Origin of the sequence: Neptunomonas concharum, assembly GCF_008630635.1 — a bacterium.
Lineage (GTDB): Bacteria > Pseudomonadota > Gammaproteobacteria > Pseudomonadales > Balneatricaceae > Neptunomonas > Neptunomonas concharum.
This window is the reverse complement of record NZ_CP043869.1, coordinates 609,928-622,329: the sequence shown is the minus strand read 5'-3', so window position 1 is coordinate 622,329 and position 12,402 is coordinate 609,928. Positions and strand designations below refer to the sequence as shown.

Here is a 12,402-nt window from a genome sequence, read left to right as displayed (position 1 = left end):
ATTAGCATCATCAGCCAAATAGATCTATAAATCATATAGTTAGAATAAAAAATTCCACAAAGCCCAATAAAGTTATACTAAGGGACGGTATACCTTGATATTAGAATATCCTTTGTCCTGTAGATTTTGAGCATGTAACACGCTCATAACACCCTTATCACAGTATAAAAGGTACTCTTTCCCTTGGTCCCAAGCGCCTACCGCACTTTCAAGCTCATAGAAAGGCACGCAAACCACCTCACACCCTGGCATATTAAGCGGTTTCTTTTCCTGCTCGACGGGAGAGCGTACATCGACAATCACTTGATTATCCGAGACTTTACTTAACGCTTCGATCTCAGTCTGAACGTTTAAGTTCTCTACAATCTCATCGATGATCAATACTTCAGCTTTGGCAATCACATTATCGAGTATATGGTCATCAAGCCCCTGCTCTTCTTCTAACACCCTTTCGATACGAGCACGTGTCGTCGGCTTATCGGAAATGACACCACAATATTCCGGAATTGTTTTGACGATATCAAAACATCCTAATTTCTTTGTGATATCAACGATATCTTGCTTATCCATAGTAATTAATGGGCGCAAAACAAGCTTGTTTGTAGATTGATCAATCAAGGTTAGGTTCGGGATAGTCTGGCTAGATACCTGAGCAATACTTTCACCTGTTACGATGGCATCGATTTTCATTAAATCAGCCACTTTTTCTGCAGCACGCATCATCTGGCGCTTTAAAACAACCCCCATATGAGAGTGATGAACATTCTGCAAAATATCACCAACAACCTCATCAAAAGGCACTGTAATAAACTTCACACGAGCAGAAGCGCCATACTGCTGCCACAAATGTAACGCAACTTGTTTCACACCAATCTCATGCGCCTTTCCTCCCAGATTAAAGAAAAGGAAGTGTGTTTTTGAGCCTCTGCGCATGGTCATATAGGAAGCAACCACCGAATCAAAGCCACCCGAAATAAGGGAGAGCACCGCCTCTTGCGAGCCTAACGGATACCCTCCTTGGCCTTTATGTAAACGCTCAACAACATAAAACGTATCTTGGTCAACTTCGATATCGACATATTCATCAGGCTTTCGCACGTCAACACCAGCGGAATCAGAGTGCTCTAGCAACCCTCCTCCTACATATCGCTCAAGATCGATGGACGTGAAATCGTGTTTACCTTTTCGCTTTACTCGTACTTTAAACGTTTTATCTTTCAGACGAGAGGCATAAAGCGGTAGTGTTTTTTCAAAGACATCCTGAAAGCTAACCAGCGGATACTCAGCCACTTCAATAAAGTGCGCTATCCCCGGAACTCGCGCCATCGTTTCACACAGTTCATCACGGTACTGCAAAGACTCTTGCGGCAATACCACTTCGACCTTATCCCAAAAGCCACTGACTTTGATATCGTCACTAATCCTTTTCAGTACAATTTGAAGATTGTTTTGTAGTCGCTGGATAAAACGGCGACGAACAGGACGACTTTTGATAGTAATTTCAGGAAACAGCTTAACGATAAATTTCATGAGGAGGACTTTGAGTTTATTGTGAGGGAAGCAAAGTTGATAACTTATGCTTTTTGTAAGGTGGCGCGCCCGGCACGATTCGAACGTGCGACCGCCTGGTTCGTAGCCAGGTACTCTATCCAGCTGAGCTACGGGCGCTAATAACCGTTAAAGAGATGGTGCGCCCGGCACGATTCGAACGTGCGACCGCCTGGTTCGTAGCCAGGTACTCTATCCAGCTGAGCTACGGGCGCGGCACTTTAACTTTTATTACTACCTTACTGCTTGTTGATGGTGCGCCCGGCACGATTCGAACGTGCGACCGCCTGGTTCGTAGCCAGGTACTCTATCCAGCTGAGCTACGGGCGCAAATGGCGGTGAGAGAGGGATTCGAACCCTCGATAGAGTTTCCCCTATACGCCCTTAGCAGGGGCGCGCCTTCAGCCACTCGGCCATCTCACCAATCAACGGCGCGAACTATACTAGACTGATTTTCAAAAGAAAAGAAAAACTTTCAAAAAAATCAATCTTTAGACTCTTCGTCGCTTTTCTCACGCTGTATACGCTGATATATCTCTTCACGATGAACAGAAACATCCTTCGGAGCGTTTACACCGATACGAACCTGATTGCCCTTTACTCCCAAAACGGTAACTGTTACTTCGTCACCAACCATCAACGTCTCGCCAACACGGCGTGTTAAAATCAACATATTTAGATCTCCCAATCTTCCCTAAGACACTATCGACTACCTATCGGGTAGCGTGCTACCCGACTACTACACTGTGACAGCCATATAGTCTACGGCCGATACTATAGACTAAATACTGACCGTCGTCATTCACTGACAGTGTCTACTTTATCCAAATCAAATGCTGAATGAAGGGCACGTACAGCTAATTCCAAATATTTCTCTGCAATCACCACAGAAACTTTAATTTCTGAGGTAGAGATCATCTGAATATTAATATTTTCACCCGCCAGTGCATCAAACATTTTGCTTGCTACACCTGCGTGTGAACGCATTCCAACACCAACAATAGATACTTTTGCGATCTTATTGTTGCCAACTACTTCACGAGCTCCAAGATCAACCGCTACACTTCGAAGAACCTCTTCCGCTTTAGTATAGTCGTTTCTGTGGACTGTAAAGGTAAAATCTGTTGTTTGATCAGCTGCGATGTTCTGAACGATCATATCAACTTCAATATTCGCTTTACTGATCGGCCCCAGTATTTTTGAAGCTACGCCTGGTATATCCGGCACACCTAGTACAGTAAGTTTCGCCTCATCACGATTAAACGCGATTCCTGAAATAACGGGTTTTTCCACTGCTTCTTCATCCTCTATAGTAATCAGAGTACCTGGGCCATCTTCAAAGCTCGATAGTACACGTAATGGAACCTTGTACTTACCTGCAAACTCAACTGAGCGAATCTGCAGAATTTTGGAACCTAGGCTAGCCATTTCCAGCATCTCTTCAAAGGTAATCTTCTCAAGACGCTGAGCACCTTCAACCACCCTTGGGTCTGTTGTATATACGCCATCGACATCCGTGTAGATCTGACACTCATCCGCTTTTAATGCAGCAGCCAGAGCAACGCCGGTCGTGTCTGAGCCGCCGCGTCCTAGCGTGGTAATATTGCCTTCAGCATCAGCTCCCTGAAAACCTGCCACGACCACTATCCGTCCTTGTGCAAGATCTGACTGTATCTTTTCGACATCAATGTCCTGAATACGTGCCTTCATGTGAGCACTATCAGTCAGGATTCTCACCTGGCTTCCTGTGTAAGAGCGCGCGGGTATTCCCCGCTTCTCTAATGCCATGCACAAAAGTGCAATGGTCACCTGCTCTCCTGTAGAGACCAAAACATCCATTTCTCTGGGAGTTGGATTATTTTGAATCTCATGGGCCAGACCTATCAACCGATTGGTTTCACCGCTCATGGCTGATACGGCTACCACGAGATCATGTCCCTGATCCTTAAATGTTTTTAACTTATCAGCAACTGCTTCTATACGCTCAATAGAGCCTACAGATGTGCCGCCATACTTTTGTACGAATAGAGCCATTGTTCTCTCTGTCTCCATTGGCCGCTCACGCGCGACCTGCCCCAACTATAAATTATTTACAAAGACCTCTACGCTCTCAAGCGCAGCTGGTAAAGCGGGAGCATCAGTGCCCCCTCCTTGAGCGAAATCAGGACGCCCGCCCCCTTTACCACCCAGTTGTGCCGCTAAATCTTTGACTAAATCACCAGCTTTTACCTTAGCAACCAAGTCTTTCGTCACACCCGCAGCAACAGACACTTTTCCATCACTCTCTGTAGCCAACACCACAACTGCCGAACCTAATTTGTTCTTTAACTGATCAATCGTATCTCGCAGCGCTTTGGGATCAATGCCAGGCAGTATAGCTGTGAGTACCTTAATACCTTTTATCTCTTTTGCCTGAGAAACGAGGTCACCACTTTGTGCTGTCGCTAGCTTTGATTTGAGCTGCTCAAGTTCTTTTTCAAGTTGACGAGCCCGGTCCGATAACGCCTTAACCTTGTCTAACGCTGTATCTTTAGAACCTTTTAGCAAAGCTGCTATTTGTCCTAAAGACTGATCCATCTCAGACGTATAGGATTGCGCGCCCTGGCCAGTCACCGCTTCTATACGGCGCACACCAGACGCAATACCACTTTCTGAGATAATCTTTAGAAAGCCAATATCGCCGGTTCGCGTAGCATGGGTTCCCCCACATAACTCAACAGAGAAGTCTTCTCCCATTGAGAGCACACGCACCTCATCATCATACTTTTCACCAAATAGCGCCATTGCACCTTTCTGGCGAGCTTCGTCAATCGCCATGACTTCGGTGACAACTGCACTATTTGCACGAATCTGATCATTTACCAACACCTCTACCGCACTTAGCTCGTCGTCGGTCATCGCTTCAAAGTGGGCAAAGTCAAAACGTAGACGCTCTGGATCCACAAGTGATCCTTTTTGCTGTACATGTTCTCCCAGCACGTTTCGTAAAGCAGCATGTAATAAGTGAGTCGCTGAGTGGTTTAACGCGGTCGCCTGGCGTGCACTTTTATCCACTTGAGCCACCACTTGGCCACCCAGAGTCAAAACACCTTGCTGAACTTCACCATGATGCAGATGATTTCGCGCTTCTTTTGTGCAATCTAGAACCTGAAAAACGCCTAAATCGCTACTTAGCGTACCGATATCACCAACCTGTCCGCCGGACTCACCATAAAACGGCGTGTGCTTCAGTACAACAATACCCTTTTCACCCGCACTCAGTTGTTTTACCGGTTCACCCTCTTTAAACAGTGCCACGATATCAGCTTGTTCTTCACAGTGGTCGTACCCTGTGAACGCTGTTTCACCATCAATTGACAGTTTATCGTTGTAGTCAACAGAGAAACTGCCTGAAGCACGTGCACGCTGACGTTGCTGTTCCATCTCAGCATCAAAACCTTCCATATCAATTCCCAACTGATGCTCTCGCGCTACGTCAGCCGTTAAATCGACAGGGAAACCATACGTATCATAGAGCTTAAAGACCGTTTCACCGCTGATGATATTACCTTGCAGAGCGTCAATCGCCTCACTCAATAATTTCATGCCGTGATCCAGTGTTTTAGCGAATTGCTGTTCCTCTTTTAGAATGACTCGCTCGACGTGTTCCTGAAGCTTAACCAACTCAGGATAAGCACCGCCCATCTCTTTTACTAAAGCAGAAACCAACGTATTAAAAAATGCACCTTTCGCCCCCAGCTTGTTACCATGGCGAATAGCACGACGCATGATACGGCGTAACACATAGCCTCGCCCTTCATTAGAAGGTGTAACACCATCGACTATAAGAAAAGCACATGAGCGAATATGATCAGCTATCACTCGTAGCGACTTATTATCAAGATCAGCTGTACCTACCGCTTCAGCTGTTGCTTTAAGCAGGTTCTGGAACATATCGATTTCGTAGTTACTGTGCACACCTTGCATAACAGCAGCAATACGCTCCAATCCCATTCCTGTATCTACAGATGGTCGCGGTAAAGGTGTCATTTCACCATCAGCCGAGCGGTTATATTGCATAAAGACGACATTCCAGATCTCGATATAACGATCGCCGTCTTCATCAGGGCTACCTGGAGGGCCACCAAAAACCTCTTCACCATGATCAAAGAAGATCTCAGTACAAGGCCCACACGGCCCCGTGTCACCCATTGCCCAAAAATTATCCTCATCCAGTTTTGAGAAACGCTCTGGGTCGACACCTATTTCTTCTTTCCAGATACGCTCTGCTTCATCGTCTGTATGATGCACCGTTACCCAAAGTTTCTCTTTTGGCAGCCCCATTACTTCAGTTAGGAAAGTCCAAGCAAAACGAATAGCATCAACCTTGAAGTAGTCACCAAAGCTAAAGTTACCTAACATTTCAAAGAAAGTATGGTGTCTTGCCGTATAACCAACGTTCTCTAAATCATTATGCTTACCGCCTGCACGTACGCAGCGCTGCGAAGAAGTAGCACGCTGATAAGGGCGTTTATCGTCACCTAAAAATACATCTTTGAACTGCACCATTCCGGCGTTAGTGAAAAGCAGTGTGGGATCATTAGCAGGTATTAGAGAACTTGAAGCAACTACTTCATGCCCTTGCTGATTAAAATAGTCCAGGAAAGCCTGGCGAATTTCGGCACTTGTCATGTATTTCATATGGATGAATCGTTCCGCTGGCTGGTTATACGCCTTCTGTTAGCCCTAACTGGCTTGTTAGACGCCAATCACACGCAAAATAGCGCCCAAGTATATATCGAGGTTAAAAATTGTTCGAATTTTTTCTGCTAGAGAGGATAACTATTACGATGGACTATAGTCTTAATTGGGGTAGTTTTTGATGCTTTCTAGATGATATTCATGGGCAGCCTTCGCCTGATCAAAGCTAAATCCGCGGCTGGTAATATAGCGCATTCTTTTTTCATAGGCCTTGCGGTCCGGCTGCTCAGGCTCTTTAGCAAACTTCCTTTGATAGAGCTCTGTAGCAATTGCAAACCAATCAGGGTTAGCTTCAGTCAGCGCAGCGTTTATGTACAGCTCGTCTAAACCTTTTCTACGGCCTTCCTGGAGTATTTTTAGTAGCCCGTAGCCTTGTGAGATTTTATTACGTACAAGTGATTCCGCACATCGTTGATCGCTTTGATATCCCATTTCTTCACATTGGTCTAATACCTCTGATAAAGCATTAGCATCAAATCTTGAAAGATACTTACGCTCTATCTCACACCGACTGTATTCACGTCGTGATAACAGCCCCATCACTGCTTGCTTGATCTCCGTTAATACTTCCATCTTGCTTATCCCACTAAAAAGGGACTTAAGAAGTCCCTTTATTGGCAACAGAAACTCCGTTGTTACTAAAAATTAAACACTTTTGTATTCGGAGCCATTAGCATTTTAGCCATCTCTGGCGGCTTAGCAACAGACACCCCTTCAATAAGAGCATCCTTATTTTTCCCTGCATTAGGTAGGTAAAGTGCGCAAACCTTTACACTCGCTCCCGATTTAATCAGTTTCTGCATTAACTGCTCAGGAGTAACATTTTTCGGTTTTAAGGGCATCGACTGGTAATTTTGTAGTGCCATATCACCTGCGCTATCGCACAGAAGAACATCCACCTGAACACCTTGCGTTTGCATGGAGTTTGCTAGCACCATTGCCATACCTCGCGTTTGTTGCTGCTCACTGGTCAGGGTAATCAGGGCTTTCTGACCGTCTTCGGCCTGCGTCAGAAAAGATATGCTCGTTAGTAAAGCGAGTAGAGCGATTTTGATCATCTTCATGCATTAACTCCTTTTAGAAACTATTTTTCCACGCTATGTCTGCATCCACCTTGTAACCCCAAGGCAACCCAGAGTTCCGCCAACCATCTTTTGCCCTCACACCTTTTGAGTTACCACTCTGCAGCTTGCCACCTTCAAAGCCATCTACAATTGTCCAGACTCGGGTATAACCCTTTTCTGCTAATAGGTTGACGGCTGGGGCACTTCGAGTAGAACCTGAACGACACATTACAAAGATAGCGGTTTCTGGATTCGCCTTCTTACTGTCAAGTGCCGATATCATTTGTGACTCGAAGTGCGGATTTTTTTTCATAGCCCAGCTGGATCTTTTTTCATCCCACTGCTGCGGGTCGGACACCATCCAAGGCACATGAATGTCTGTTCCAGAGGCAAATCCCGTAAATTTGATTTCAATAGGATCTCGCACATCAACAAGTAGCGCGTCGGGATCTTTATTCAACAACTCCCACGCCTCTTGCGCGGTTACATACAAACCCAAAGTTGTTTGGGCTGTTACTTTATCTGGCTTCTCAGCAGCATAAATTGTAGGAGAGATCAGCGTATAGCAAAGCGCCATCGCCAACACAGAAGGAGATTTAAAAAACATAAAATTAGACCTTTCTAATTTAGAAGAACTAAATATATTAGAAAGAACTAATAAAGAAAAGAGATAACTCTATAAATATGTAAAGTAGTGAGCTATATGCGCAGAAAAACCCTCTGTTTATAAAGCCCACCCAGCTTAAGAGAAAACAATCTCTAGAAATCTAACTCGCCCGCTTCAGCTGCATCTTTTTCTACCGCCTCGACTTTAGGCAGGTTGAGTAATTTCTCACGTAAAGCGGTTTCTATCGCCTGTGCAGACTCAGGATGCTCTTCCAAATATTTTGCAGCGTTAGCTTTACCCTGACCAATTTTATCACCATTGTAGGCATACCAAGCACCGGATTTATCCACAAGCCCTTGCTGTACACCCAAATCGATAATCTCACCCATGCGGTAAATTCCCTGACCATAAAGAATCTGGAACTCTGCTTGTCTAAATGGAGGCGATACTTTGTTTTTTACAACTTTGACTCGGGTTTCATTCCCGGTAACCTCGTCACCTTGTTTAACAGAACCAATACGACGGATATCTAAGCGCACTGATGCATAAAACTTCAATGCATTACCGCCCGTTGTTGTCTCAGGAGAGCCAAACATTACGCCAATTTTCATACGGATCTGGTTAATAAAAATAAGTAGGCAGTTAGAGCTTTTAACATTGCCGGTTAGCTTTCTTAACGCTTGCGACATTAGGCGCGCTTGCAAACCAACATGAGAATCACCCATATCACCTTCAATCTCTGCCTTAGGTGTCAGCGCAGCAACCGAGTCAACAACAATGACATCGACCGCATTGGAGCGCACCAGCATATCCGTGATTTCTAAAGCTTGTTCGCCCGTATCAGGCTGAGAAACCAAAAGATCATCTACGTTAACACCAAGTTTCTCAGCATAATTCGGATCTAACGCATGTTCAGCATCCACGAAGGCACAGGTTTTACCCAGCTTTTGCGCCTCTGCAATAGCTTGCAACGTCAGTGTTGTTTTACCAGAGGATTCAGGACCATAAATTTCAACAATACGCCCAAAAGGAAGGCCACCAATACCTAGCGCGATATCCAACCCCAGTGAGCCGGTGGAAACAGAAGGAATGGCTTCACGGGGCTGATCCCCCATACGCATAACCGCACCTTTACCAAATTGGCGCTCAATCTGTGACAGTGCTGCATCTAGTGCTTTTTTTCTGTTATCGTCCATCATTCAACCCTTTCGTATATCACGACAATAATACTGTATAGATGGACAGTATTATTGCGAGATAGTTTTTTAAATGCAAGCCTTTATCATGCAAGTTTTCTAATGGCACCTAGCATCCCCTCAGCCACAGCTCGCGATCTCACTTGAAGTCTATCCCCTGGGAATAAAAACCTAGACGCTGATACATCCTTACCTCTCTGAGCCCAAGCCAGCCAGACGGTTCCAACGGGCTTTTCTTCAGAGCCACCACCCGGCCCTGCTACCCCACTCACCGCAATGGCAATATCTGCCCCGCTTTTTTCCAATGCCCCCTGCGCCATCTCCACAACAACCTGTTCGCTCACAGCGCCATATGACTCTAAGGATTTGCTTGTTACCCCTAGAAGTGCCTGCTTAGCTGAATTTGCGTAGGTAACAAAGCCATATTCAAACCAAGCGGAGCTCCCTGAAATAGCCGTAATAGCCTCAGATATTCCTCCACCGGTACATGACTCAGCCGTGGTTATTTTCAGATCACGGGCTTCAAGCAGTTCCCCCAGTTGGCTAGCCAACGTCAAGATAGATTCCCTGTTCACGTCATTCACTACGCATACCTCTCTAATTACCGTAGAATGTCGTGATTATGATGCCCGTCTGGATGCAGACACAACCTCAGTTAGCCTAAGAAATCATGAATAAAGCCACACAGCCCCAACACACCCCTATGATGCAGCAATACCTGAAGATCAAGGCGGAATACCCTGATCAACTCGTGTTTTATCGCATGGGCGACTTCTACGAGCTTTTTTATGATGATGCGAAAAAAGCAGCGGCTTTACTGGATATATCGCTGACAGCCAGAGGGAAATCAGGTGGCAATCCTATTCCTATGGCGGGCTTGCCCTATCATGCCGCTGAAGGATATATAGCGAAAATAGTGCGAGCGGGTGAGTCCGTTGTTATTTGTGAACAGTTTGGCGACCCCGCCACCAGCAAAGGGCCACTAGAAAGGAAAGTAGCACGTATTGTTACTCCCGGCACTCTAAGTGATGAGGCGTTTTTAGATGCGACTCAAGACAATATTTTACTCGCTATCCATCAAGACAACAGCACATTCGGCATCTCACTGATGGACATAAGTACCGGACGCTTTAGCCTAATGGAACTAGCTGACGAAGAGAGTCTCACCGCTGAATTAGAACGACTAAAACCCTCTGAAATTCTCTACAATGATGAGCTCAGCCTTACGGCTATTCTCCAAAACAGGAAAGGCATCCGAGCTCAGTCGCCTTGGCATTTTGAAATCGAGACCGCGGAGCGGCTACTCTGCCAACAATTTAATACACAAGATCTACAAGGGTTTGGCTGCGCTGAAATGAAAGCTGCTATCAGCGCTGCAGGATGCCTTCTCCAGTATGCTAAAGACACCCAACGCTCGGCGCTGCCGCATATTCGCCGCCTCCAGATAGAGCAGCGTTCAGATACAGTTATCCTCGACGCTTCCACGCGACGCAACCTTGAGATAGATCAGAACCTAGCTGGCGGTCGGGACAACACGCTGGCCAGTGTCATGGATAAAACAGCCACGCCAATGGGCAGTCGAATGCTAAGACGCTGGCTCAACCAACCGCTTCGCAACAGAGAACAGCTACTTGCTCGACAAACCACGATCCATTGGTTAAAAGAAGGGTATCGTTACGAAGGTATCTCTGAAGTACTCAAACAGATTGGCGATATTGAGCGCATCCTATCTCGGGTTGGCTTAGGCTCGGCACGACCAAGGGATTTAGAGCGTCTCAAAGAAGCACTTGCCTGCCTACCTGATTTGCATACATTACTCACATGCTCACAACGCCCTCACCATCTAAGCTTATTGGCAGAAAAAATTCGGACCTTCCCCGCCGAATCAGAATTACTTAACAAAGCCATTATCAATAACCCTCCTGTAGTCGTCCGTGACGGCGGTGTCATTTCCGAGGGGTATGATGCAGAGCTAGATGAGTTGCGTAATATCAGTGAAAATGCAGGCGATTACCTGATTAAGTTGGAGCAACAAGAACGAGAGCGAACCGGTATTGCTACATTAAAAGTCGGTTATAACCGTGTTCATGGTTATTTCATTGAAATCAGTAAAGGGCAAGCCAGCGCCGCGCCTGCCGATTATATCCGCCGCCAAACCCTAAAGAACGCAGAGCGCTTCATCACACCCGAATTAAAAACGTTTGAAGATAAAGCGCTAAGCGCTAAGAGCCGTGCGTTAGCGCGCGAAAAGGCATTATATGAAGAGATCATAAGTTTACTTGCTAAACAGATATCACCTCTTCAAGAGGCTGCACAGGCCATTGCTGAACTGGATACACTGGCTAACTTAGCAGAGCGGGCCGATACGCTTAACTTTTGTGCACCAACACTCAATGAGTCACCGGGCATCTCAATCCAAGGAGGCCGCCACCCCGTCGTGGAAGCGGTATTAGACACTCCTTTTGTTGCCAACCATTTAGACATGCACCCCGATAGAAGAATGCTGATTATTACCGGTCCCAATATGGGAGGTAAATCCACATTTATGCGTCAGGCAGCACTCATCGCCTTGCTTGCACATACTGGCAGCTACGTTCCAGCTGATCATGTTGAAATCGGCATTCTGGATAGAATTTTCACTCGTATGGGTTCCTCCGATGACCTTGCAGGCGGTCGTTCAACGTTCATGGTTGAGATGACTGAAACCGCAAATATTCTCCATAATGCTTCGGTTAACAGCCTTGTTCTGATGGATGAAGTAGGCAGAGGAACCAGCACCTTCGACGGCTTATCTCTTGCTTGGTCTGCAGCGGAATACCTCGCCCGAGAGATTAAAGCCTTTACCCTATTCGCGACTCACTACTTCGAACTCACAGCGTTACCCGACCAGCAAACAGGTGTTTTTAATGTGCATTTAACAGCGTTGGAACATAAAGATAACATTGTATTTATGCATGAAGTACAGGAGGGCCCCGCTAGCCAAAGTTATGGCTTACAGGTTGCCCAATTAGCAGGTGTACCTAACCATGTTATTGCTCAAGCAAGGAAGAAACTGGTGCAACTTGAGTCGGATGCCGTCTCAACAAATGGTGCGCATACACCACCCCCACCAGTTCAGAATGACATGTTTAACACGGCAGTACATCCCGCTATCGAAAACCTAAAGCAAATTGATCCAGATAGCTTAACCCCACGGGAAGCGCTGGAGCTGCTATATTCGTTAAAGGCTAAACTCTAATTAACCGTT

10 protein-coding genes and 4 tRNA genes are annotated in these 12,402 nt (G+C 45.9%); 1 reads left to right on the top strand and 13 read right to left on the bottom strand.

The genetic code is table 11. From position 1 onward, the window contains the following. Positions 1–72: 72 nt before the first annotated feature. The 13 genes from thiI to F0U83_RS02900 form a co-directional block, all read right to left on the bottom strand. A complete protein-coding gene (gene thiI, locus F0U83_RS02960; protein WP_138986449.1) occupies positions 73–1,530 on the bottom strand; it encodes a tRNA uracil 4-sulfurtransferase ThiI in 1,458 nt (485 codons plus the stop codon). A 61-nt stretch (positions 1,531–1,591) separates the two neighbouring features. After that, positions 1,592–1,668, bottom strand: a tRNA-Arg gene (locus tag F0U83_RS02955). An 18-nt stretch (positions 1,669–1,686) separates the two neighbouring features. Beyond that, positions 1,687–1,763: transfer RNA gene (locus F0U83_RS02950), tRNA-Arg, on the bottom strand. Positions 1,764–1,801: 38 nt separating this feature from the next. Continuing rightward, positions 1,802–1,878 (bottom strand) — tRNA-Arg (locus tag F0U83_RS02945). Positions 1,879–1,881: 3 nt separating this feature from the next. Beyond that, positions 1,882–1,971: transfer RNA gene (locus F0U83_RS02940), tRNA-Ser, on the bottom strand. A 61-nt stretch (positions 1,972–2,032) separates the two neighbouring features. Continuing rightward, positions 2,033–2,221: a carbon storage regulator CsrA gene (csrA, locus tag F0U83_RS02935; RefSeq protein WP_138986448.1), complete on the bottom strand. Its 189-nt coding sequence runs from the start codon at positions 2,219–2,221 to the stop codon at positions 2,033–2,035. Positions 2,222–2,346: 125 nt separating this feature from the next. Then, positions 2,347–3,582, bottom strand: coding sequence for an aspartate kinase (locus F0U83_RS02930; protein ID WP_138986447.1), 1,236 nt, complete (start codon positions 3,580–3,582; stop codon positions 2,347–2,349). Between the two features lie 45 nt (positions 3,583–3,627). Then, on the bottom strand, positions 3,628–6,219 hold the full coding sequence (alaS, locus tag F0U83_RS02925; RefSeq protein ID WP_138986695.1) for an alanine--tRNA ligase: 2,592 nt from the start codon (positions 6,217–6,219) through the stop codon (positions 3,628–3,630). A gap of 171 nt (positions 6,220–6,390) precedes the next feature. Continuing rightward, entirely contained in the window at positions 6,391–6,861 is a 471-nt protein-coding gene (locus F0U83_RS02920; RefSeq protein ID WP_138986446.1) for a regulatory protein RecX, read from the bottom strand. Positions 6,862–6,926: 65 nt separating this feature from the next. Next, positions 6,927–7,352, bottom strand: a complete 426-nt coding sequence (locus tag F0U83_RS02915; protein WP_138986445.1) for a DsrE family protein — start codon at positions 7,350–7,352, stop codon at positions 6,927–6,929. Positions 7,353–7,365: 13 nt separating this feature from the next. Continuing rightward, entirely contained in the window at positions 7,366–7,959 is a 594-nt protein-coding gene (locus F0U83_RS02910; protein WP_246077618.1) for a rhodanese-like domain-containing protein, read from the bottom strand. Between the two features lie 152 nt (positions 7,960–8,111). Continuing rightward, entirely contained in the window at positions 8,112–9,155 is a 1,044-nt protein-coding gene (gene recA, locus F0U83_RS02905; RefSeq protein ID WP_138986444.1) for a recombinase RecA, read from the bottom strand. An 86-nt stretch (positions 9,156–9,241) separates the two neighbouring features. Further along, on the bottom strand, positions 9,242–9,739 hold the full coding sequence (locus F0U83_RS02900; RefSeq protein ID WP_246077615.1) for a CinA family protein: 498 nt from the start codon (positions 9,737–9,739) through the stop codon (positions 9,242–9,244). Positions 9,740–9,825: 86 nt separating this feature from the next. Between F0U83_RS02900 and mutS the strand changes: the two genes are divergently transcribed. Beyond that, positions 9,826–12,393, top strand: a complete 2,568-nt coding sequence (mutS, locus tag F0U83_RS02895) for a DNA mismatch repair protein MutS (protein WP_138986443.1) — start codon at positions 9,826–9,828, stop codon at positions 12,391–12,393. The last annotated feature ends 9 nt before the right edge of the window (positions 12,394–12,402 follow it).

Bases quoted from the DNA above. Each gene is read 5' to 3' on its own strand.
- thiI (WP_138986449.1), bottom strand. From the start codon at position 1,530: ATGAAATTTATCGTTAAGCTGTTTCCTGAAATTACTATCAAAAGTCGT.
- csrA (WP_138986448.1), bottom strand. From the start codon at position 2,221: ATGTTGATTTTAACACGCCGTGTTGGCGAGACGTTGATGGTTGGTGAC.
- F0U83_RS02930 (WP_138986447.1), bottom strand. From the start codon at position 3,582: ATGGCTCTATTCGTACAAAAGTATGGCGGCACATCTGTAGGCTCTATT.
- alaS (WP_138986695.1), bottom strand. From the start codon at position 6,219: ATGACAAGTGCCGAAATTCGCCAGGCTTTCCTGGACTATTTTAATCAG.
- F0U83_RS02920 (WP_138986446.1), bottom strand. From the start codon at position 6,861: ATGGAAGTATTAACGGAGATCAAGCAAGCAGTGATGGGGCTGTTATCA.
- F0U83_RS02915 (WP_138986445.1), bottom strand. From the start codon at position 7,352: ATGAAGATGATCAAAATCGCTCTACTCGCTTTACTAACGAGCATATCT.
- F0U83_RS02910 (WP_246077618.1), bottom strand. From the start codon at position 7,959: ATGTTTTTTAAATCTCCTTCTGTGTTGGCGATGGCGCTTTGCTATACG.
- recA (WP_138986444.1), bottom strand. From the start codon at position 9,155: ATGGACGATAACAGAAAAAAAGCACTAGATGCAGCACTGTCACAGATT.
- mutS (WP_138986443.1), top strand. From the start codon at position 9,826: ATGAATAAAGCCACACAGCCCCAACACACCCCTATGATGCAGCAATAC.